The organism is Nonomuraea sp. NPDC050786 (assembly GCF_040654115.1).
Taxonomy (GTDB): Bacteria; Actinomycetota; Actinomycetes; order Streptosporangiales; family Streptosporangiaceae; genus Nonomuraea.
In genome coordinates, this window is record NZ_JBFAHJ010000024.1 from 111,588 (window position 1) to 131,402 (window position 19,815).

General features: G+C 70.2%; 23 protein-coding genes. 9 read left to right on the forward strand and 14 right to left on the reverse strand.

Annotated elements, in window-relative coordinates:
• Positions 1 to 2: 2 nt before the first annotated feature.
• Entirely contained in the window at positions 3 to 542 is a 540-nt protein-coding gene (locus tag AB0H84_RS35390; protein ID WP_357614238.1) for a hypothetical protein, read from the reverse strand.
• A gap of 123 nt (positions 543 to 665) precedes the next feature.
• Between AB0H84_RS35390 and AB0H84_RS35395 the strand changes: the two genes are divergently transcribed.
• Both AB0H84_RS35395 and AB0H84_RS35400 read left to right on the forward strand, forming a co-directional pair.
• Positions 666 to 1,337, forward strand: coding sequence for a response regulator transcription factor (locus AB0H84_RS35395; protein WP_357614241.1), 672 nt, complete (start codon positions 666 to 668; stop codon positions 1,335 to 1,337).
• Complete coding sequence (locus AB0H84_RS35400) at positions 1,334 to 2,653, forward strand: ATP-binding protein (RefSeq protein ID WP_357614243.1); 1,320 nt, start codon at positions 1,334 to 1,336, stop codon at positions 2,651 to 2,653. Before AB0H84_RS35395 ends, AB0H84_RS35400 begins: the two co-directional genes overlap by 4 nt.
• A gap of 25 nt (positions 2,654 to 2,678) precedes the next feature.
• Here AB0H84_RS35400 and AB0H84_RS35405 read toward each other — a convergent pair whose 3' ends face one another.
• From AB0H84_RS35405 to AB0H84_RS35425, 5 genes are all read right to left on the reverse strand, one after another.
• Positions 2,679 to 3,626, reverse strand: a complete 948-nt coding sequence (locus tag AB0H84_RS35405; RefSeq protein ID WP_357614246.1) for a GNAT family N-acetyltransferase — start codon at positions 3,624 to 3,626, stop codon at positions 2,679 to 2,681.
• Between the two features lie 10 nt (positions 3,627 to 3,636).
• Positions 3,637 to 3,972, reverse strand: coding sequence for a hypothetical protein (locus AB0H84_RS35410; protein ID WP_357614249.1), 336 nt, complete (start codon positions 3,970 to 3,972; stop codon positions 3,637 to 3,639).
• Positions 3,969 to 4,214 carry an SgcJ/EcaC family oxidoreductase gene (locus AB0H84_RS35415; protein WP_357614252.1) on the reverse strand — a complete coding sequence of 82 codons (246 nt, stop codon included), beginning with the start codon at positions 4,212 to 4,214 and terminating at the stop codon, positions 3,969 to 3,971. Before AB0H84_RS35415 ends, AB0H84_RS35410 begins: the two co-directional genes overlap by 4 nt.
• A gap of 112 nt (positions 4,215 to 4,326) precedes the next feature.
• Positions 4,327 to 4,899: a PadR family transcriptional regulator gene (locus AB0H84_RS35420; protein ID WP_357614255.1), complete on the reverse strand. Its 573-nt coding sequence runs from the start codon at positions 4,897 to 4,899 to the stop codon at positions 4,327 to 4,329.
• Positions 4,900 to 4,934: 35 nt separating this feature from the next.
• On the reverse strand, positions 4,935 to 5,729 hold the full coding sequence (locus AB0H84_RS35425; RefSeq protein ID WP_357614258.1) for an MBL fold metallo-hydrolase: 795 nt from the start codon (positions 5,727 to 5,729) through the stop codon (positions 4,935 to 4,937).
• Positions 5,730 to 5,759: 30 nt separating this feature from the next.
• Between AB0H84_RS35425 and AB0H84_RS35430 the strand changes: the two genes are divergently transcribed.
• The gene (locus AB0H84_RS35430) at positions 5,760 to 6,191 is read left to right on the forward strand and encodes a VOC family protein (RefSeq protein ID WP_357614261.1); all 432 of its coding nucleotides are present in this window, start codon (positions 5,760 to 5,762) and stop codon (positions 6,189 to 6,191) included.
• Here the strand turns inward: AB0H84_RS35430 and AB0H84_RS35435 are convergent.
• The 3 genes from AB0H84_RS35435 to AB0H84_RS35445 all read right to left on the reverse strand — a co-directional run bounded on the left by AB0H84_RS35435 (position 6,184) and on the right by AB0H84_RS35445 (position 8,820).
• A complete protein-coding gene (locus AB0H84_RS35435; protein ID WP_357614264.1) occupies positions 6,184 to 6,822 on the reverse strand; it encodes a response regulator transcription factor in 639 nt (212 codons plus the stop codon). The two genes, AB0H84_RS35430 and AB0H84_RS35435, sit on opposite strands and share 8 nt — an antisense overlap.
• The gene (locus AB0H84_RS35440; RefSeq protein ID WP_357614267.1) at positions 6,810 to 7,955 is read right to left on the reverse strand and encodes a histidine kinase; all 1,146 of its coding nucleotides are present in this window, start codon (positions 7,953 to 7,955) and stop codon (positions 6,810 to 6,812) included. Before AB0H84_RS35440 ends, AB0H84_RS35435 begins: the two co-directional genes overlap by 13 nt.
• Before the next feature lie 64 nt (positions 7,956 to 8,019).
• Positions 8,020 to 8,820 carry an alpha/beta hydrolase gene (locus AB0H84_RS35445; RefSeq protein ID WP_357614270.1) on the reverse strand — a complete coding sequence of 267 codons (801 nt, stop codon included), beginning with the start codon at positions 8,818 to 8,820 and terminating at the stop codon, positions 8,020 to 8,022.
• Between the two features lie 482 nt (positions 8,821 to 9,302).
• On the opposite strand from AB0H84_RS35445, the gene AB0H84_RS35450 reads away from it, so the two are divergent.
• Positions 9,303 to 10,640, forward strand: a complete 1,338-nt coding sequence (locus tag AB0H84_RS35450; RefSeq protein WP_357614273.1) for a hypothetical protein — start codon at positions 9,303 to 9,305, stop codon at positions 10,638 to 10,640.
• A gap of 68 nt (positions 10,641 to 10,708) precedes the next feature.
• On the opposite strand, the gene AB0H84_RS35455 is transcribed toward AB0H84_RS35450, so the two are convergent.
• Positions 10,709 to 11,140 carry a protein-tyrosine phosphatase family protein gene (locus AB0H84_RS35455; RefSeq protein ID WP_357614276.1) on the reverse strand — a complete coding sequence of 144 codons (432 nt, stop codon included), beginning with the start codon at positions 11,138 to 11,140 and terminating at the stop codon, positions 10,709 to 10,711.
• A gap of 192 nt (positions 11,141 to 11,332) precedes the next feature.
• Here AB0H84_RS35455 and AB0H84_RS35460 point away from each other — a divergent pair, with 192 nt between their 5' ends.
• A complete protein-coding gene (locus AB0H84_RS35460; RefSeq protein ID WP_357614279.1) occupies positions 11,333 to 12,202 on the forward strand; it encodes a hypothetical protein in 870 nt (289 codons plus the stop codon).
• Positions 12,203 to 12,298: 96 nt separating this feature from the next.
• Here the strand turns inward: AB0H84_RS35460 and AB0H84_RS35465 are convergent, their stop codons facing one another.
• Complete coding sequence (locus tag AB0H84_RS35465) at positions 12,299 to 13,543, reverse strand: lectin (protein ID WP_357614282.1); 1,245 nt, start codon at positions 13,541 to 13,543, stop codon at positions 12,299 to 12,301.
• A 276-nt stretch (positions 13,544 to 13,819) separates the two neighbouring features.
• Here AB0H84_RS35465 and AB0H84_RS35470 point away from each other — a divergent pair, with 276 nt between their 5' ends.
• Together AB0H84_RS35470 and AB0H84_RS35475 are read left to right on the forward strand one after the other, a co-directional pair.
• Positions 13,820 to 14,182 (forward strand): hypothetical protein, encoded by a 363-nt coding sequence (locus tag AB0H84_RS35470; RefSeq protein ID WP_357614285.1) that lies wholly within the window; start codon positions 13,820 to 13,822, stop codon positions 14,180 to 14,182.
• A 292-nt stretch (positions 14,183 to 14,474) separates the two neighbouring features.
• Positions 14,475 to 15,452 (forward strand): M23 family metallopeptidase, encoded by a 978-nt coding sequence (locus tag AB0H84_RS35475; RefSeq protein ID WP_357614288.1) that lies wholly within the window; start codon positions 14,475 to 14,477, stop codon positions 15,450 to 15,452.
• Positions 15,453 to 15,600: 148 nt separating this feature from the next.
• On the opposite strand, the gene AB0H84_RS35480 is transcribed toward AB0H84_RS35475, so the two are convergent.
• Both AB0H84_RS35480 and AB0H84_RS35485 read right to left on the reverse strand, forming a co-directional pair.
• A complete protein-coding gene (locus tag AB0H84_RS35480; protein WP_357614291.1) occupies positions 15,601 to 15,945 on the reverse strand; it encodes a VOC family protein in 345 nt (114 codons plus the stop codon).
• Between the two features lie 61 nt (positions 15,946 to 16,006).
• Entirely contained in the window at positions 16,007 to 17,065 is a 1,059-nt protein-coding gene (locus AB0H84_RS35485; RefSeq protein WP_357614293.1) for a cellulose binding domain-containing protein, read from the reverse strand.
• A 333-nt stretch (positions 17,066 to 17,398) separates the two neighbouring features.
• Here AB0H84_RS35485 and AB0H84_RS35490 point away from each other — a divergent pair, with 333 nt between their 5' ends.
• Complete coding sequence (locus tag AB0H84_RS35490) at positions 17,399 to 18,037, forward strand: class I SAM-dependent methyltransferase (RefSeq protein WP_357614296.1); 639 nt, start codon at positions 17,399 to 17,401, stop codon at positions 18,035 to 18,037.
• Positions 18,038 to 18,058: 21 nt separating this feature from the next.
• On the opposite strand, the gene AB0H84_RS35495 is transcribed toward AB0H84_RS35490, so the two are convergent.
• A complete protein-coding gene (locus AB0H84_RS35495) occupies positions 18,059 to 19,042 on the reverse strand; it encodes a BtrH N-terminal domain-containing protein (protein ID WP_357614299.1) in 984 nt (327 codons plus the stop codon).
• A 100-nt stretch (positions 19,043 to 19,142) separates the two neighbouring features.
• Between AB0H84_RS35495 and AB0H84_RS35500 the strand changes: the two genes are divergently transcribed.
• Entirely contained in the window at positions 19,143 to 19,793 is a 651-nt protein-coding gene (locus tag AB0H84_RS35500) for a methyltransferase (protein ID WP_357614302.1), read from the forward strand.
• Positions 19,794 to 19,815 lie beyond the last annotated feature (22 nt).

Here is a 19,815-nt window from a genome sequence, read left to right on the forward strand (position 1 = left end):
GCTCAGCCGGCCTTCTCGCAGATGAGCAGCACCTTCCCGGCGCCCTCGGGCGCGCCGGCCCGCGGCCGCGCAAGCTCGAAAGCCTCATCCCCGGGCTCCGCCGGCCGCGCGGGGGCGGCCTCCACGCCTTCGGGGAGCTTCCCGTCCGGGAGCGCCTCGACCTTCACGCCGTCCCGGAGCCGCTCGATCTTCACGCCCTGCGGGAGCTCGCCGTTCGGGAGCGGCTTGGCCTTCACCACGTCCGGCGGGAGCTCGCCGTCCGGGAGCGGCTTGGCCTTCACCACGTCCGGCGGAAGGGCCTCGCTGCCGGGAACGCGGTCGATCTTCAGCTTGTCGTCGGGCTGGATCAGCTTCGCCTTGCCGTCGCCCGTGGCGACCTTGCCGCCGATCTCGGGCAGGGTGATGGTCTTGCCGTCGGCGGTCTTGCAGGTCACCTTGGCGCCGGGGGCGGCCGGGGTCTCGTCGGCCATGGCGGAGCCGGCCAGGCCGGTGATGGCGAGTACGGCGACCGCGCCGAGCACCGCGAGACGTCGCTTGAACATGGATTCTCCTCACTGGGATCGGTCGAACGCCTCGAGCCTGGCGCGGCGTACCTTAAACGATCCTGAAGAGGACCTAAATGATCTTCAGGTTGGCTTTAGGTGACCTGAGGCACGCTGATCGGTGTGCGAGTGCTACTGGTGGAGGACGAGGAGCGGCTGGCCGAGCTGGTGAAGGGCGGCCTGGCGGGCGAGGGCTTCGCGGTGGACGTGGCCCACGACGGGCGCGACGGCCTGTGGATGGCCACCGAGAACACGTACGACGTGATCGTGCTGGACGTGATGCTGCCCAGGATGAACGGGTACGCGCTCTGCTCCAGGCTGCGCGAGGCCGGCGACTGGACGCCGATCATGATGCTCACGGCCAAGGACGGCATCTACGACGAGGCCGAGGCGCTCGACAACGGGGCCGATGACTACCTGGCCAAGCCGTTCTCGTACGTAGTGCTGCTGGCCAGGTTACGGGCGCTGGTGCGGCGGGGCGGGCGGGAGCGGCCCGTCTCGATCACCGTGGGCGACCTGGTCCTCGACCCGGCCGCGCTGAAGTGCCGCAGGGGCGAGGCGGAGATCGCGCTGACGCCGAAGGAGTTCGCGGTGCTGCACGCGCTCGCGCGCCGGGCCGGCGAGGTGGTCTCCAAGAGCGAGCTGCTGGCCCAGGCCTGGGACTTCTCCTACGACGGCGACCCGAACATCGTCGAGGTCTACATCAGCGCCCTGCGCCGCAAGATCGACGTTCCCTTCGGCAGGACGACGCTCATGACGGTCCGCGGGGCCGGCTACCGGTTGGAGGCGGCGTGAAGCTGGTGGCCGTGCTCTCCTCCGTGCGCCTGAAGGCGACCGTCGCCGCCACCCTCGTGGTGGCCCTCGCCCTGGGCCTGGCTGCCCTGGCGCTGGTGGCGGTCCTGCGCGGCGCGCTGCAGCGCAACGCCGACGCCGAGGCGGCCAGGAAGGCCGTGGCCGCGGCTCCGTACGTGGAGACCCTGAAGATCGAGCGGGCCAAGGAGGAGCCGCCTGCCGGGGGAGAGCCCGGGCCGATCCAGATCGCGAGCAAGGACGGCGTGATTCAGCTGAGCGACGGCACGACGGCCAAGTTCGCCGACCCCGACGTGCTGCTGACCGACGACAAGGCGGCCTCGACCGCCGGCTGGGCGGAGCCGCGGAAGTACGCCGTCGCCGGACTCAAGGTGAGCACCGCGGCCGGTCCCGCCACGGTCTGGTCGCGGGTCTCCCTGGACGGCGCCGAGGAGGCGCTGCGGACGCTGTACGGCGCGCTGCTGCCGGGCGTTCCCGCCGTGCTGCTCGTGGTGGCCGGGATGACGTGGATCTCGGTGGGCCGCGCGCTCGGCCCCGTGGCCGCGATCAGGGCCAAGGTGGCCGACATCACTGCCCGCGACCTGCACCAGCGCGTGCCCGTGCCCGGCTCGAAGGACGAGATCGCCGCGCTGGCCACGACCGTGAACGGCACCCTCGACCGCCTGGAGACGGCGGTGGAGACGCACAAGCGCTTCGTCGCGGACGCGGCGCACGAGCTGCGCAGCCCCATCGCCACCCTGCGCGCCCGCCTGGAGCTGGCCGAGCCCAGCGAGCTCACCCGCGAGGCGCTGGCCGACGTCGAACGCCTGCAGTCCCTGGCCGCCGACCTGCTCATCCTGGCCAAGCTGGACGCCGGCGAGCCGCTGCGCACCGCCGAGCTGGACCTGGGCCAGGTGGCCGCCGAGGAGTCCCTGCGGGCCGGGCGCCGCCCCGACGTGCGGGTGGAGCTGGACATCGAGCCGGACGTGGTGATGAACGGCTCGCGCGCCCACCTCGACCGCCTGGTGACGAACCTGGCCGACAACGCGGTACGGCACGCCGCCTCCACCGTGCGGGTACGCGTACGCGCCGAGGACGGACAGGCCGTGCTGGAGGTGCAGGACGACGGGCCCGGGATCCCGCCCGAGCAGCGGGAGGCGGTGTTCGCCCGCTTCACCAGGCTCGACGAGGCGCGGGCCAGGGACGCGGGCGGCGCCGGGCTCGGGCTGCCGATCGCGCGGGACATCGCCCTGCTGCACGAGGGCACCCTGGAGTACGCAGATTCCGGATTCGTCGCGAAATTTCCGCTAAAAACCCCCTGAACCGGTCGATGGTCCGGGGCGCCGATCAGGCCCGCTCGATCCGCAGGGCGTAGGTGGTGCTGCGCTTGGCGATCTCGAAACCCGCGCGGGAGTACACGCGGACGGCTCCCGTGGGGTTGTGGGCGTCGACGCCGAGCCCCGCGCTCTCGTACCCCTGATCCCTGAACGCGGCAAGGGCGTGCCCGATCAGCGCGCTCGCCACGCCCTTGCCGCGCCACTCCTTCACCGTGGCGATGATCTGGATCCACGCCTGGCGCTTCCCGCGGGCCTCGAAGAAGTGCGTGATCAGCACGCCCACCGCGCGGCCCCCGGCCAGCGCCACGAACGACGACTCGGGGCGGAAGTTCCTGGAGCCGCTGATGAGCGCGCGCCAGCTCTCGGGGGTGTGCTGGACGCTCCCCCAATGGTCGCGGAACGCCTCGTTGCGCACCTGGCGGGCGCCGTCGTCGAGCTCGGGCGACCAGGTGGCGATGGACAAGCCGTCCGGCGACCCGGGCGCGGGCAGGTCGCCCGACAGGCTCCGTTCCATGCGGGCGAACGTGCGCACCGGGGCGAACCCGGCCTGCTCCACCAGTGCGGCGAGACCCGGCTGACCGTCGTGGACGTCGAGCTGGAGCTCCAGAGGGACGCCGGGGTAAGCCTTCTCGCTCACCTCCGGCGCCACCTGGACGCACCAGTCGATGACGCGCCTGCCGAGCCCGCGCCTGCGGTGGGCCGGGTGCACGCCGCCCGTGATCTGCATCATGTGGACGCCGTCGGCGGACTGCCTGACCGGGAGACAGCCGAAGGCCACGATCCGATCGCCGTCCCTGGCCGCGAGCGTGCCCTCGGCCAGGTCGATCAGCTCGCTGGAGAGGTGCTCCACGACGTCGTCGACGCCGTGCAGCACGCCCTTCCTGTCTTCGGCCTCCATGGCGGCCCAGAGCTCGGCCAAGGGCCGGGCGTCCTCCCGGGTCAGGGGTCCCCATTCCATGGTCGGCAGCCTAGGCGAGCCTGGTGGCGCACCCCAACTGCGCTCCGATGTGGGCCAGACCCTCGGCGAACCCCCGGCGCGTACGCTCCCGGAACCCGATGAAGAGCCGGTTGGCCAGGGCGACGGCCCAGCGGTTGCCCGCCACGTCGTAGACGCGGTGGACCAGGCGCGTGCCCTCGGGGTCGGCGGTGACCGACCATTCGCCGCGGTACCACCAGCCACCCTGGTAGGCCAGGCTGTGCTCGCCCTGCTCCGTGCTCGGAACGCGCTGGAGGATCACCGGCCACACCTGCTCGACCGGGGCCGCGATCACTCCGGCGACCTCGGTGATGAGCCGCCTGCTCATGGCTTGCGCACCCGCGTGTTCTGGAAGGAGGCGAAGCGCCCGCCCTCGGCCGGCTTGATGTCGAGCTTGAACAGCTCGCGGTGCGCCTCCTCGATGGCCTGCCTGCCCTTGAGATGCAGGCCGAAGAAGGTGATGTAGTCGGCGTCCTCGGTGAAGAGCCCGGCGTAACCCTCGGAGTCCCCGGCGTTCCAGGTCTCCCCGATGCGCGCGAGCTGGTGAAGGATCTCTTTCTCTGTGGACATGGCACAGCTCCCTGTGTCGCGGCGCCTATCCTGTGAATGCGAGTTCGGGCAGGGCAGGCGCCTTGTTCGGATGTCCGGCCGTCGGGGTGTTGGCGCACTCCGGCGGCCTCTTTCACAGCGCGACCGTGCTCTCCCAGTCGAGCTCGCCTGCGTCGAGCCGGTCGATCAGCCTCCTGACCCAGTCGAGCTCGGCTGTGTAGAGCGCCTGCTCGCACTCCACCTCCAGCATCAGGATCTCGGGCAGCCCGCTGTCGGCGATGGCCCTCCGGTGAGCCTCCATCCCGGCGAGGATGCCCTCGATCGAGGCCCCCCGGCCGCGCAGCGCCCGCTTCGCCTCCGTCAGCGGCAGGCAGCCGATGAGCGAGATGGCCGCGACGAAGCCGCGCCGGTCGGGGTCGGGCTGCTCCAGGAGCTGGAAGAGCCGGGTGGCCAGCTCTGCACGGCCCTCGTCGGTGATCTCGTAGACCGTGCGCTCCGGCCTGCGGCCCTCGCGGTCGGTCTTGGCGGGCACGATCAGCTCGTCCTTGGCCAGCCGCTCGACCGCGTGATAGAGGCTGCGCGGCAGGCCGGTGATGTAGTCCTTGTGCGTGTCGATGATGAGCCGGTGCAGCTCGTACGGGTGGCTCGGGCGCACGGCGAGCAGGGCCAGCACGGTCAGCCCGACCAAGCTCTGGCGTTGCGCCATGATGCCTCCCTCCATATTGCACTTTGCAATATAACTTAGGCGTCCAGCTGTAGGAAGGCCCTGTCGATCGCCTGCCTGGTCACGTCCTCCGGATAGGGAAAGAGCTTGATCAGGTCGCGCAGGCCCTCCACGTGGGCCCGCCTGGCGAGCTCGGCCACGAGAGCCAGTTCGTCGTGCTGCGCCTGCACGAACGCCCGGTCCACCACCGCGCCGTGCCCCGGCACGATCACCTGCTCGGGCAGCTCCTCCAGCATCGCCGCCGTGGTGGCCGGCCAGTCGATCGGGAACGAGTCGCTGAACGCCGGCGGCGCCCCCTCCTCCACCAGGTCACCGGCGAACACCACACCCGCGTCCGGCACGTGCACGACGACGTCGTTGCTGCTGTGCCCGAGCCCGAAATGCCGTAGGTGCACGATGCGACCGCCGATGTCGAGGCTGGCCGCGGAGGTGAACGTGTGGTCCGGCGGGACGATCGCGACCTCCTCGAACTCCTCGCGCCGCTCGGGCCGCCCCTTGACCATCACGGCGCGCTGCTCCTCGCCGTACTGCTCGATCTCCTCGGCGCACCTGACGTGGCCCCAGATCTCGGCCGGGCCGAAGAGGGCGTTGCCGAAGAAGTGGTCGAAATGGGAGTGGCTGTTGACGACCGTCCACGGGCTGCCGGTGATCCTCCTGACGGCCTCGATCAGGTCCGCCGCCTCCCTGTGCGAACTACGCGTGTCGAGCACCAGGCAGTGCCCGTCGCCCACAACCAGACCCACGTTCATGTCGAACGACTGGTGGCGCCGGACATAGACCCGGTCGCCGACCTCAAGCCACTGCTCGTTCATGCCAAGGAACCCTACTTTTAGGATTGGACCATGGCATATGACTTCCAGGTCGTGATCGACACGAGCGACCCTCACCGGCTGGCCGACTGGTGGGCCGACGCGCTCGGGTGGAAGGTGGAGCCCCAGGACGAGGCGTTCATCCGCCAGATGATCGAGAAGGGCTATGCCACCGACGACGACACGACCCGCCACAACGGCGCGCTGGTCTGGAGGTCCGGCGCGGCCATCAGGCATCCCGACGGCCTCGAGCGCGCGCCGCGCGTGCTGTTCCAGCTCGTGCCCGAGCCCAAGACGGTCAAGAACCGCGTGCACCTCGACATCCGGGTGGGCGCCGACAACATCGACCCCGTGGTCGAGCGGCTCACCGCCAAGGGCGCGACCGTGCTGCACCGCGGCCGCCAGGGGCCCAACTGGTGGGTGACCATCGCCGACCCGGAGGGCAACGAGCTCTGCATCACCTGAGGTAGGCCAGCACCGCCAGCACCCTCCTGTGCCCGTCGGACTCGGGCGGCAGGTCGAGCTTGGCGAAGATGTTCGCGATGTGCTTGGCCACGGCCGCCTCGGTGACGAACAGCTCCCTGGCGATCGACGCGTTCGTCCGCCCCTCGGCGATCAGGCCGAGCACCTGCTGCTCGCGCGGGGTGAGCCTGGCCAGCGGGTCGCGCCGCCGCCTCAGGAGCTGGCGGACCACCTCCGGGTCCACGACCGTGCCGCCGGAGACCACCCGGTCGAGCGCCTCCACGAACTCGCGCACATCGCCGATGCGGTCTTTGAGCAGGTAGCCGATGCCGGCGCCGGCGCCCGGCTCCAGCAGCTCAGCCGCGTACGTCTGCTCGACGTACTGGCTGAGCACGAGCACGGCCAGCTCCGGGTGGCGTTCGCGCAGCTCCAGCGCGGCCCGCAGCCCCTCGTCGGAGAAGCCGGGCGGCATCCGCACGTCGGTCACCACGGCGTCGGGGCGGTGCTCGGCCACGGCGGCGAGCAGGGCGGGCGCGTCGCCGACCGCGGCGGCAACGGTGTGGCCGAACCGTTCGAGCAGGCCGACCAGGCCCTCCCGCAGCAGTACGGCGTCCTCCGCGATCACAACCCGCACGGGATCTCCACTCGTATCAACGTCGGCCCTCCGACCGGGCTGGACAGGGAAAGCCTCCCACCGACCACGGCGAGCCGGTCGGCCAGCCCGGTCAGCCCCGTCCCCTTGGCCGGGTCGGCGCCGCCCGCCCCGTCGTCGCGCACCTCGACGACCAGCGTGCCGCGCTCCACCCGCGCCGTGACGGCGCCGCTGGTGGCCCGGCTGTGCTTGGCGAGGTTGGCCAGCGCCTCGCTGACCACGTAGTACGCGGTGACCTCCACGGGCGCGGGCAGCCGGCCGTCGAACTCGACGTCCACCTCCACGGGTACGGGCGAGCGCCCCGCCACGTCGCGGACCGCCGCGCCCAGCCCGCGGTCGGTGAGCACCTGCGAATGCACCCCCCTGATCAGCTCGCGCAGCTCGGCCAGCGCCTGCTTGGCCTCGCCGTGGGCGCGCTCGATCAGCCGGCCCACGGGCGAGTCGTCCGGCAGGTCCAGCCTGGCCAGACCGAGCGTCATCGACAGGGCGACCAGCCGCTGCTGCGCGCCGTCGTGCAGGTCCCGCTCGATCCTGCGGCGCTCCATCTCGAACGCGTCCACCAGCCTCGCCCGTGACCGCAGCACCTCGCTCAGCTCGGAGCCCTGCGGCGCGAGCATCGCCCGTACCATCACGCCTCTCGCGCCGCCCCAGGCGGTGATCGTGTACGCGGCGACGGGCAGCAGCAGCACCCCGCCCACGGAGGCCACGAAGGCGACCGAGTCGGCGAGCGGCTGCACGACCGGCGAGAGGATCAGGATCACCGGCCCGCCGATCGTGAACGCCAGCATGATCAGGTCCATCCACCACAGCGCGAGCACCGTGAAGAGAGCCAGCCCGGCCTCCCGCCGGCGCCTGTCCGGCACCTCGGGCAGCGGAACGCCGTCCACGAGCCGCAGCCTCCGCCGCTCGAACCGGGCGACGAGGGGGAGGCTCAGCACCAGCACGACCGGCGCCGCCACCCAGCCCAGCGCGATCGTGGCGAACGCCGCGACCCCGACGGCCATGCCCGGAACGGCGCTGGCCAGCAGGTACGCCGCGGAGCGCCAGGGCCAGGCCGAGCCCAGGAAGGGCAGCGGCCGCCGCGTGAGCGCCTCCAGCGCGGTCCGGTTGAGCACCTTCCGACCGTATCCACCCGCGTGAGGGCCGGGCAGTAGTGCTGGGTCTACCTCGTACGGGCGATCATCGCCTGAGGAAGCGGGCGAGCACCGGGGCCAGCGCCTTCGGGTCCACCATGTGCGTCTGGCCCTCGATGATCTCGCGTACGGCGCCCGGGACGAACGCGGCGATCGCGTCCGCGGCCCGGTCGAAGAAGTCGCCTCCCCCGCCCACGAACGAATCCGCGCCGGCCCCGCCGGTGGCCACCAGCGTCGGGCAGGCGACCCCCACCAGGCGATCGGCGGGCGGGCGGCCGTCGCCCAGGCAGGCGGCGTCGTACGCGAGGGTGTGCGCGATGGCCTCGAGCCCCGGCCACGCCGGCGAGTTGCGGGCCTGCTCCACCATCTCCTCCGTGGCGCCCGCCGTCACCATGAACAGGGCGAACGCGTCACCCCTGCGGCCCTCGGCCAGCAGCGTGTGGAGCCGCGCGACGTATTCGCGCCAGCGCTCCCGCCCGTCGGGGGCCAGGTTGTACGGCACCTCGTACACGGCCAGCTTGGCGATCGGGAGCCCGGCGGCCGCGGCCTCGAGCGCCAGCGCGCCACCCGACGAGGCCCCGAACAGGTGCGCGGCCCCGCCCGCCTCGGCGATGAGCGCGGCGATGTCCTCGATCTCGCGTTCGACCGCGTACGGGAGCGTGTCGCCGCTGTCGCCCCGGCCGCGCCGGTCGTAGTTGTAGACGGTGAACCTGCCCGACAGCTCCTGCGCGAGCTGCGCGTTGCCGGAGCGGTCGACCGTGGCGCCGCCGACGAGGATGATCGCCGGGCCGTCGCCGAGGCGTTCGTATGCGATGGACGTGCCGTCTTTCGCCGTGACACGGTGCATATGACTCTATGACCATCCGATCTCGCTGGGTGATTATCGGCGGCGACGTTACAGGAATACCGTCGTGCGTATGGCGATGCCCATTCCATCACGGCGGAATTCCGCGGACAACGACAGAGCCCCCGACACCCCTGCTCCACCGTCGTGGCCGATGTCAACGTCTCGGCTTTCCCGGGGGATCAATCATCGTAAATTTAGACAAGGCGACACTTGATGCGGTTCATCAGAAAGCGCGCTCCGATGGCCGGATGATTTCCGACGTTATTCGCGCCGCAGGTGGACCGGATTTCCGATGAAGTGATGCTCGGGCTCGGCGCGGGCTGTGCATTCCGGCCACCGACATCGCGGAGATCATCGACGGTTCGCCCGACATCACCGCCGGGCCACGTGACTTTGTGCGCGCGGGCCACCCGGTGCGGCCGGTCGGTGTCCGGAACACCCACTATTGTGGGGGCCCGGACACACGAGGAAGCAGATCCACCTTGGCTCATCGCGCCCTGGTCATCGCCATGCTGCCCGCGGTCGCGCTGCGGCTGCTCGCCGTGCTCGGGTTCCCGCCGTCGATCCTCTTCTACGGCGACTCGTTCGCCTTCCTGCGCGAGGACCTGACTCCCGGCACCTCCAGACCCTCCGGATACTCGCTGTTCCTCGCGCTGCTCCGCCCCGCGCACAGCCTCACGCTGGTGACCGTGCTGCAGCACCTGCTCATGCTCGGGCTCGCGGTCGCGGTGTACGCCCTGCTGAGGCGGCGCGGCCTGCCCGGCTGGGGCGCCGCCCTGCTGGTCACCCCGCTGCTCTACGACGAGTTCCTCATCCTGCTCGAACACATGATCATGGCGGACGCGGTCTTCATCGTGCTGGTCACGGCCGCGATCCTGCTCGTCGTCCGGCGCGTCACCCCCGCCACGGCCGCCGTCGGCGGCGTGCTGCTCGGCCTGGCCGGGATCACCAGGACCGTCGGCCTGCCGCTGCTGATCCTGACGGCCGCGTACCTGCTGATCGGGAGGTACGGCTGGCGCCCGCTCGTGGCGCTGCTGGTGGCCGGCGCGATCCCGCTGGGCGCGTACGCCACCTGGATGAAGGTGGAGAAGGGGAAGTTCGCGCTGACCGAGGCGGACGGGAACTTCCTGTGGTCCAGGACCATGAGCTTCGCCGACTGCGCGGTGATCAAGCCACCGGAGCGGCTGGCCGTGCTCTGCCCTGACATGCCGGTGGCGCAGCGCCCGTACCCGCCGCACTGGTTGTGGGAGAGCTTCTCGCCGCTGCTCAAGGTGCCGGGGACGAGCAACCGCAACCAGCTCGCCGGAGAGTTCGCCAGGCAGGCCATCCTCGCGCAGCCGGGCGAGTATCTGGCGGCGGTCGCGACCGATCTCACGCAGCTGCTGCGCTGGGAGCGTACGGCCGTGGACGAGAAGACGCCGTACAAGCTGCCCACCGCGGAGCGGCCGCTGAGCGAGTCGGTGCGGGGGGTGGCGGAGTCGTACGAGGCCGGGCCGGCCGCCACCCGGGTGGTCGAGCCGTACGCGGGGTGGCTGCGCGCGTACCAGCGGTTCGGTTACGTGCCGTTCCCGCTGCTCATGCTGGCCCTGGTCGGCGGCCTGGCGGCCGCGCTGCTGCGCCGCCGGTGGGACGCGCTCCTGCCCGGCGTGGCGGCGCTCGCGCTGGTCGTCTCCCCGCCCTTCCTGGCCGCCTTTGACGTGCGGTACGTGATCCCGGCGATCCCGCTGGTCTGCCTGACCGTGGGGCTGGCCCTCGGCACCCGCTCGTCGTCCGGCCGGGAGCCGGTCGAGGCCGCGCGAGAGCCGCTCAACGTGGGCTGAGCCGGCGTCGGCTTTACCGCCCGCCATCCCTGGAAGCGAGCGACGAGCCGGCGTCCCTTTGCCGGCCGCTATCCCTGGAAGCGCGCGACGAAGCGGCGCTGCCAGGGGGTCTCGACGGCGTGTGCCGAGTAGTGCTCGCGTACGTAGGCGACGGCCCGGTCGGCGGGCACCCCGTCGAGCACGGCCAGGCAGGCCAGCGCCGTGCCGGTGCGTCCGCGACCGCCACCGCAGGCCACCTCGACGCGCTCGGACCCGGCGCGTGCCCACGCCTCGCGCAGCGCGTCGGCTGCCGCCTCCCGGTCGGACGGCAGCCAGAAGTCGGGCCAGCGCACCCACCGGTGCTCCCAGTCGACGGACGGGGGGCGGCGGCCCAGCAGATAGAGAGCGAACTCCGGGCGCGGGCCCTCCGGGAGCGGATGTCTCAGTCCCCGGCCGCGGACGAGCCTGCCCGAGGGCAGCCGCAGCACGCCTGACGCCGTGGACTCCCAGGTCGTGATCATGAAGAAAGCGTAGCGGCGGCGGCCTTGCGCGGCATGCCGCCCCTGCCCCTCTTGAGGCTGGAGTTGACTCCTGGGCCTCCAGCTTTCTGACGAGATTTGTGAGAATTATGGTGACTGATGGTGAACTCTCCCTCATCCTTTGTTATGGTCGCTCCTCGTCCGGGATTGGGACAACCATTACCTAGGAGGATCATGCGGACCCCGAGGATCGTCGCCCTGACCACCGCAGTGGCGGCGGCCGCCGCTCCCATGCTGGCTCTCGCGTCCCCAGCGATCGCCGAACAGCGCACCACGACCACCGCTCAGACCGTCCAGAGCAGCCCGCTGGACTGGCTCTCTTATCCGGCTCTCGGCGCCACCGAGCAGTTGCAGCGTGTCAAGCAGTTGCTGAACACGGGCTATGTGCCCGAGGCGCTGAGCGTGACCAACGCGGCCAACCCGCAGTACACGTCCGTCTGGGTCAAGGACACCGCCCGCAAGGTGAACGTCCTGCAGGGCCTGTCGGCGACCAGCCTGCAGCAGCGCATCGCTGACCAGCTGAAGCTCGGCTACCAGCCGACCTTGATCTCCGGCACCGGTTCGGGTGCGGGCGCCGTCTTCGCGGCAGTGTTCGAGAAGACCACCGAGAAGGTCCAGTCGAAGCTCGACCTCACCAAGGACGCCTTCGTCACCCTCAACACCAAGCTCGCCGCCGCCGGTTACACCCTGGCCTCGCTGGACGTGTACGGCACGGTCGAGAAGCCCCTCTACGCGGCCGTCTGGGTCGTCGGGGGCGTCGCGGGCACCGTCCAGGTGACCACCGGGCAGACCGTGGAGCAGCGCGGCCAGGAGCTGCTGGCCAAGGCGAAGCAGGGCCTGCAGCCCGTTCTCATGTCCATCGAGCCCGGCAACCTCTACACCACCGTGTGGAGCAAGGGCAGCGCGACCGGCCTGAAGGAGTACCTGAAGCTGTCGCGCGTGACGTACACGCTCAAGGCCACCGAGCTGAAGGCGCTGGGATACAAGCCCGAGGTGCTGGACACCAACGGCGACACCATCGCGGCGATCTGGAGCAAGGGCTGACAGCCGGGCGCCGCCTCCACCGCGTCCCGCCGTGGGCCGCCACTGCGGCTTGAAGGGCTCCTTCCAGCCGGAAGGAGCCCTTCAGCTGGTGGAAGGTCAGGCGCGCGTCCACCGCTGGTTGGCGCTGCCCGCGCAGTCCCAGATCTGCAGTCGCGTGCCGTTGGCCGAGCTGACGCCCGTCGCGTCGAGGCACTTGCCGGCCTGGGGGTTGACTATCTGGCCGGTGCCCGAGTCGTAGGTCCATTTCTGGGCGCCCGTGCCGTTGCAGTCGTACAGCTGCACCTGCGCGCCGTTGGCCGTGGAGCCGCTGGTGACGTCCATGCACTTGCCGAGCGCGCGCACCGAGCCGTCACTGTTCCACGTCCAGCTCTGGGCGGCGGTGCCGTTGCAGTCCCAGAGCTGGATGGCTGTGCCGTTGGCGGTGCCCGCGCCGGCGACGTCCACGCACTTGCCGCCGATGCCGGTGATCTGGCCGCCACCCGAGCCCCCGGTCGGCGGGGCGTAGACGCGGACGTAGTCGACGGTCATGGTCTGCGGGAAGGCAGTGGAGGCGTCGGGGTAGCCGGGCCAGTAGCCGCCGACCGCCACGTTCATGATCAGGAAGAACGGGTGGTCGAACACCCAGCGGTTGCCGCCGAGGTCGGCCGGTGTCCGGCGCTGGTACTCGACGCCGTCGACGTACCAGATGATGAGGTTCGGGGACCAGTCGACGGCGAAGGTGTGGAACGCGTCGGCGAACGCGCCGTTGATCGAGTACGGGGCGCCGATGCCTCCGGAGCCGGAGTAACCGGGGCCGTGGATGGTGCCGTGAACGGTGCTGGGTTCGCGGCCGATGTTCTCCATGATGTCGATCTCGCCGCTGTTGGGCCATTGGACCGAGCCGATGTCGTTGCCGAGCATCCAGAAGGCCGGCCAGATGCCCTGGCCGCGCGGCAGCTTCATGCGCGCCTCGAACCGCCCGTACGCCCGGGTGAAGGTGGCCGCGGTGAGCAGGCGGGCGGAGGTGTACTGGCAGGTGCCGTAGTGGCACTGGTAATTGGACGGGTTCTCCCGGCGCGCGGTGATCACCAGGTTGCCGGCGCCGTCCATCGCCGCGTTGCGGGTGCTGCTGGTGTAGTACTGCTGCTCGTTGTTGCCCCAGCCGCTGCCGCCGATGTCGAAGCGCCATTTCGACTGGTCGACGGCGGCGCCGGCGGCGCCGTTGAACTCGTCGGACCAGACGAGCGGACCGGGGGCGGGAGCGGCGTTCGCGGTGCCTGTCAGGGGGACGAGCAGCGCGATCAACGCGACGAGAGCGGCACCGATGACGGGCAAGGGTCTGGAATGGGGGGTGCGGACCATGCGTGTCACCTCATCGGATCCACGGATGCAGTTTTACGGGTACCTTGCGGCAGCATCAGCATCGGTGTCAAGAGAGCGCTCTCTCACGATGGTCGGGGTGTCCGCCGGCCGCTCCGGTCACGCGCCGCCTCCACTGCGGAACTCGGTGATCAGCGAATTCGTTTCCTGGTCAGCACGAGCCCCGGGGGAAAGGTGCTTATGGGCACGAGCAGAATCAGCGAGTGGCGTCCGAGAAAACGCGCTCGGCGGCAGGCGGACAGGTTCGATTCCGTGGCCATGGAAATACGACGGCGCCTGTCCGGACGGCGGCGGCGGCATATGGCACATCTGGCCAGGGCCGAGCGCGCGCTGCGCGGGACGGTCTGGCGGGAATGGGGCACGGTGACGGCGGCCACGCTGGTCGTCTTCGAGCTCATCTATTTCTTCGTGGTCGCCGACATGCTCGGGGGGACGAGCAGTACGGGTGTCGCCGTGACGGCCGCTGTCGGCTGCCTCACGGTCTGCTCCAGATTCGTGCAGGAATATGCGATGTTCCAGCGCAGGGACGTCAAGAAGGCGCCATTCTTGGCGGTCGGCGTCGTATCGGTGGGCGTGCTGCTGGTCGCCCTGGCTGCCGAGGCGCTGTGGAAGACGTTCTGAGATGACGCTGTCCTGGCCGCGCCTAGGGGATCTGGCCCGGCGCCGGTGTCGGGCCACCTCTCCTTCACCGGCGCCGCCACCGAGCCGTCTGCTCGCGACGGCCGTCAGGCGCTCGCGACCGTGCCGCCGGGGGTGGGCGCCGAGCATGGCAGCCACAAAATTTCACATTCATAGAGATTGATGAAGAGAACCTTCAAGGCTATGTTCATGATCGACCCGTCCAATCGCATGGGCGGCGAGATGTCGAAACGTTCCTGACGACGGCCTTCCCCTCCCACCGATATTGATCACGATGCCGCCTCGCCAGGAGCTCATCGACATCGAGGAGCGCGTATCCCCCCATACGCACCCGTTCAGAGAGGTGAGCATGCCCACACTCGGCAGGCCGACCTGGCCTAAGACCCTCCGTTCCACGATCACTGCCCTGCTGGTCACCTTCGCGGCGGCACTGATCCCCCAGGCGGCCTCAGCGCAGGATGCCAGCGTCCTGGCTGTGTCTCACAAGAGTCCCTTCAACTGCGGCAAGACGTTCTACGCCAACAACTGGCTCCCCGACCACAGCCCCTCGGGTGCCATCGACTGGCAGGACTACGGGGGCGACGACATCGACGGCGAGACCGTACGTGCCACCGCCGCGGGCACCGCGTACTTCTACGACGCGGGCAGCACGAGCTACGGCAAGTGGATCGAGATCCGTCACAGCGACGGCACCAGGACCCGCTACGCCCACCTCGCGACCATGGTGAAGGCGGCCGGCGGCTCGATGACCGTCAGCCAGGGCACCGCGATCGGGACCGTCGGCTCGACGGGCGGCTCCAACGCCCCGCACCTGCACTACGAACAGCGGAACTCCGCCGGTACGGTGGACACCAGCCCGACCGTGGAGGGCGTGACCGTCTCCTTGGGCCAGAAGACGGCCATCAGGAGCACCAACGCCTGCAGCGGCGGCAACCCCTACACCCCTGAGGGCGTCTGCGGCAGCGGCTACGCGGTCATCGACTCGGCCGCCCTCACCGGTGGTCGCACCTACCTCCTGTACAACTCGGGCAACGGCTACAACTGCGTGGTGACGCTGAAGAGCACGAGCCTGGGCACGGCGTCGTCGGTGTCGGCCTTCCTCGAGCCGGAAGGGGCGAGCAGGACGACCGACTCGGGCAGCTACGACTACTACGCGGGGCCGGTCAGGCGCAACGCGGCCGGGCAGTGCGTGAAGTGGGGCGGCTCGGTCGGCAGCAGCTCGTACACCAGCGGCTTCGAGCACTGCAGTTAGCGAATCAGTCGATGCTCGGCCGTTGACGGAGACGCGAGTGCGCTCCTCGACGGCCGAGCACGTCCGCCGGCACCGGCCCGGGTCGCGGCCCTTCATGTGGGCGCGCGCCGGGCGGCCCCCCGGGGCGACGGCCGGGACGCCGCTTGATTCAGGGGGAGACGAAGCAGAACTCGTTGCCTTCCGGATCGGCCATCACCTGGAACGCGCCGACCGCGTCGCGCTGCAGCTCGCCCACGGTGTCGGCGCCGAGCTCACCGGCGAGCCGTACCGCCGCCTCGATGTCATCCACGGCGACGTCCAGGTGCAAGCGGTTCTTGCCCGACTTGGGCTCCGGGACCTTCTGGAACGCCAGCCGTAGCCCTGTCGGGACATCGGCCGAAGACCACCCGGGATCGCGATCCACTGCTGTCCCGCCCAGGAGGGCGGCCCAGAAGGCGGCCAGGCGGGCGGGGGCTGCGCAGTCGATGACGAGCTGGCTCTGGCGTGCGATCACTCCGCTACCGTACGACCGATCGCGGGGCGGCGTGACGGACGGTCACGCCGCCCGTCACCGATCAGGAGAGGAAGCTGCTGTAGGGGCCGCGGAGGATGCTGTCCTTCTGCGCCTGGCTGAAGTGGCAGTTCGGGTAGTCGTAGAGGGACGCCGACATGCACGTGCCATCGGTGGACGTGGCGTCGGGCAGGCCGAACGCGTGTCCCAGCTCGTGCGCCATGCCGCCGTACCAGCGGTTCATCGGGCCGTTGACGCCCGCGGCGCCGTCAGCGTCGTGGCCGCTGAGGATCACCCATCCGTTGCCGCCGCCACCGCCGGCACCGTCGCCCTCGGCGCTGACCTCGCCGACGTTGAGCCAGCGGCTGTCCGGCGCGCCCAGGCCGAACTTGCGGCGCAGTTCTTCCTGCATGTTGCAGACCGCCCACCAGTACTTCTCACCGCAGTTCGGCGTGTTCTCGTACCAGCTTCGCGGGTGGTCGCCGTTGACGACCTCGACCACCGGGCTGTTCAACGTGAACGTCTTGCCCAGCTCCTGCTTGAAGAAGCGCTGGGCCTCCTGCATGACCTTGGTGATGCCGTCCGGGTAGCGCTGGTCGTACGCCACGTCCGACGGCTTGAGCCAGTAGACCCGCACCGTACGCGCCGGCGGGTTGCCCGGCGTCGGTGACATGGGCGAGGTGGGGGTCACGGTCGGGGTCACGGTGCCCGTACAGGTGACGCCGTTGACCGTGAAGCTGGCCGGCACGGGGTTGCTGGAGTTGTTCCAGGTGCCGTTGAATCCGAACGAGGTGCTGGCGCCCGTTGCCAGGGTGCCGTTCCAGCTCACGTTGGAGGCGGTCACCGCGCTGCCGTTCTGCGTCACGCCGGCGTTCCATGCCTGGCTGACCGTCTGCCCGGCTCCGAAGGACCAGCGCAGGACCCAACTCGCCAGTGGATCACCGAGGTTCTTGATCGCCACGTTGGCGCTGAAGCCGCCGCCCCACTGCGAGCCGACGGTGTACGTGACCTGGCACCCGGCCGAGGCAGCCTGCGCCGTGACCGTGCTCGCCACCGCGACGCCGACCAGGCAGAGGGCTAAGACCCAGGCGACGAGGCCCCGGCGTACTCCGCGTTGGTGCATCTGATTCCTCCATTGCGGCTCGAACCCCGCCCTCGCGGCCGCCGGCGCCGCAGTCAGTCCCGCGCCATCGGAAGGAACGGCGAGAGATGGCGCGAGGAGAGAGCGGAGATCACCATGACCGCCCTCGATGACGAGGACCCGAATAACCTGAGCGCTGACAAGGGGGAAGGGTCCCCAACCGCCGCGGCCATGTCAACGAGCGGGGATGGAAGCCGCTGCGGGCGTGGGGAAACGCTCCGGAGACCCCGAAAGTTTCATACCGGCCGTATCGGAGCCCGCGCCCTCCGCGCACCCGCTGATCCCCCGCCGGCCGATGAACTACAGTCATCCGCCATGGCTGAATCCTCCCCCTACCTGACAGCGACGGCGGACGCCTACGATGCCGTCGCCACCATTTATGCCGAGTTCGTCCGGGACAGTCTCGACCGCCTCCCCCTGGATCGGGCGGTGCTCGCCGCGTTCGCCGAGCTCGTACGGACCGCCGGTCCCCGGCCTGTGGCGGAGGCCGGATGCGGCCCCGGATATCTGACGGCGCACCTGCGGGACCTCGGCCTGGACGCCTTCGGCATCGACCTGTCCGCTGTGATGATCGGCCTGGCCCGTGAGGCCTATCCCGACCTGCGCTTCGAGGTCGGTTCGATGGACGCCCTCGACCTGGCGGACGGCGAGCTGGGCGGCCTCGTGTCCTGGTACTCCGTCATCCACACCCCGCCGCACGAACTGCCGCCGTATTTCGCCGAGTTCGCCCGGGTGCTGGCTCCGGGCGGTCACCTCCTGGTCGGCTTCTTCGAGTCCGAGGGCGGGCCGGTGCTCCAGTTTGATCACAAGGTGACGCCGGCCTACCGATGGCCGATCGACGAGCTCGCCGAACTGGCGCGCAAGGAGGGGTTCGTCGAAGTGGGACGAATGCTGCGCGAGCCTCATGAGGATGAGCGGTTCCGCCGAGGCCATCTGCTGATGCGCAGGCTGTAGATCCGGCGTGCTCCCGTTGTCCTACAGCTGACGCAGCACCTGCATGGCGTCCTTCTCGATGCGCGAAAGATCGTGGAGGATCACGCCGGCCTGCTCGAGGTACCCCGCGTCGCCGCTCTCGCCGGCCTTCGCGATCAGGGTGGACACGTCCGTCCACAGGACGGCGGCTTCGGCGTACAGCTTGTGACCGGCACGGAGGTTGCCGTCGTCGATCAGCCGGGTGCACTCGTCGAGGAAGTCCCGGTAGAGGGCGCGGAACAGGGCACCGCCGGTGCCGCCCTTCTCCATGAGGAGGGCGGCCTGGGGCAGGTCCTGCTCCGGCCGGCCGGCGCGTAGCAGCCATCCGGGCACCCGCTTGCCGGCTTTCTCGATGCCGCGGTGGCCCAGGTTCGCGATGGGAGCGGCGAGGAAGGCGTCGGCGCAGTCCTTGATGGCGGGGATGATCTGGTCCTGCCAGGAGAGCGGGTGAGCCGGCAGGGTGATGGTGAACGATCGGTGCCTGGCGGTCATCGGGCCGCGTTCGGCCCGCGCCATGGCGAGGCCGGCCCGGCTGGTGCGCACCGCTCCTCCCTGCTGGTCGGTGTCCACCAGGTAGACGTCGTGCTCGTCGTAGCCGTACATGGCGACGACATGACCGCCGAAGTGCACCTTGGACCGGAAATAGTCCAGGTGGTAGCAGTCGAGCTGGAGGCCGACCGGCCGACCGGCGTCGATGGGGCCGGCCACGTGCTCCCACGCCTTGCGCGGTGAGGTGGTCTCCTCGACGGTCAGCTTCAGTCCCAGCCTGGAGGCCAGGTTCCTGGTGAGGTGGAAAGGCTTGACGCGGCCTCCCAGAAACGGGAACGCCATGCTCTTGCTGTCCCAATAGATGAAGGACAGGCCCGAGCCCAGCCCGAACAGCATGGGCTCGGACAGATCAAGCCCCTCATGCCGCAGCAGCACTCCCAGTGCCGTCGTCTCGCAGTGGTGCATGCCGCGGGCCTCGATGTCCTTCACGATGGTCATGCGTCGCTCTCCTCTGGTGACGGCTGGAAGGAGCATGAGGCCTCCCACAGTGGGAGAGTCCAACAGCAGGATGGATCTCAGCCTCCTCTACCGTGTCGGGGTGGGTCTCCTCTCGCGTCTCGATCGCTTCAACGCCCGGCACCCGTGGAGTCACAACGACTTCTACGGGCGCTGGGTCGCCGGACAGGTCGCTGCCGGCGGCGCGCGCCACGTCCTCGACGTCGGTTGCGGCACGGGCAACCTGATCGACCGCCTCCGGCTCCGAGCCGTGTCCGTCACCGGCCTCGAGCCGGACCCGCCCACGGCGCGCATCGCGGCGGCCCGTTTCGCGGGCACCGACGCGGTCGTGATCGAGGAGGCGGGCTTCGGGCAGCGCGACCGCGACCGCCAGTGGGACGCGATCACCCTGGTGGCGGTTCTGCACCATCTCCCCCTGTCGGAGACGCTGCGCGAGCTGCGCGAGTGCCTCTCTCCCGGCGGCCGTCTCGTCGTCATCGGATGCTACCGGGAGGCGACCCCCAGTGACTTTCTGATCTCGGCGGCCGCGCTCGCCGCCAATCCGGTCATGGGCCTCATCAAGCATCCGGCCCTCGCGCGATCCCTGCCGGTCCAGATGACCGCGCCGACCGCCGCGGCGCGTGAAACCCTCGACGAGATCCGCGTCCAGGCGGCGGCCACCCTGCCGGGGGCGAGAATACGGCGTCGGCTTTTCTGGCGGTACTCGCTGGTCTACGACAAGCCCGCGGCTTGACCTTCCCGCAACGTCAACTTCT

Excerpts from the sequence above, each read along its gene's own strand:
- AB0H84_RS35485 (WP_357614293.1), bottom strand. The coding sequence starts at position 17,065 with ATGCACCAACGCGGAGTACGCCGGGGCCTCGTCGCCTGGGTCTTAGCC.
- AB0H84_RS35415 (WP_357614252.1), bottom strand. The coding sequence starts at position 4,214 with ATGTCCACAGAGAAAGAGATCCTTCACCAGCTCGCGCGCATCGGGGAG.
- AB0H84_RS35420 (WP_357614255.1), bottom strand. The coding sequence starts at position 4,899 with ATGGCGCAACGCCAGAGCTTGGTCGGGCTGACCGTGCTGGCCCTGCTC.
- AB0H84_RS35495 (WP_357614299.1), bottom strand. The coding sequence starts at position 19,042 with ATGACCATCGTGAAGGACATCGAGGCCCGCGGCATGCACCACTGCGAG.
- AB0H84_RS35475 (WP_357614288.1), top strand. The coding sequence starts at position 14,475 with ATGCCGCCTCGCCAGGAGCTCATCGACATCGAGGAGCGCGTATCCCCC.
- AB0H84_RS35455 (WP_357614276.1), bottom strand. The coding sequence starts at position 11,140 with ATGATCACGACCTGGGAGTCCACGGCGTCAGGCGTGCTGCGGCTGCCC.
- AB0H84_RS35470 (WP_357614285.1), top strand. The coding sequence starts at position 13,820 with ATGGAAATACGACGGCGCCTGTCCGGACGGCGGCGGCGGCATATGGCA.
- AB0H84_RS35390 (WP_357614238.1), bottom strand. The coding sequence starts at position 542 with ATGTTCAAGCGACGTCTCGCGGTGCTCGGCGCGGTCGCCGTACTCGCC.
- AB0H84_RS35430 (WP_357614261.1), top strand. The coding sequence starts at position 5,760 with ATGGCATATGACTTCCAGGTCGTGATCGACACGAGCGACCCTCACCGG.
- AB0H84_RS35405 (WP_357614246.1), bottom strand. The coding sequence starts at position 3,626 with ATGGAATGGGGACCCCTGACCCGGGAGGACGCCCGGCCCTTGGCCGAG.
- AB0H84_RS35410 (WP_357614249.1), bottom strand. The coding sequence starts at position 3,972 with ATGAGCAGGCGGCTCATCACCGAGGTCGCCGGAGTGATCGCGGCCCCG.
- AB0H84_RS35425 (WP_357614258.1), bottom strand. The coding sequence starts at position 5,729 with ATGAACGAGCAGTGGCTTGAGGTCGGCGACCGGGTCTATGTCCGGCGC.
- AB0H84_RS35445 (WP_357614270.1), bottom strand. The coding sequence starts at position 8,820 with ATGCACCGTGTCACGGCGAAAGACGGCACGTCCATCGCATACGAACGC.
- AB0H84_RS35465 (WP_357614282.1), bottom strand. The coding sequence starts at position 13,543 with ATGGTCCGCACCCCCCATTCCAGACCCTTGCCCGTCATCGGTGCCGCT.
- AB0H84_RS35460 (WP_357614279.1), top strand. The coding sequence starts at position 11,333 with ATGCGGACCCCGAGGATCGTCGCCCTGACCACCGCAGTGGCGGCGGCC.
- AB0H84_RS35490 (WP_357614296.1), top strand. The coding sequence starts at position 17,399 with ATGGCTGAATCCTCCCCCTACCTGACAGCGACGGCGGACGCCTACGAT.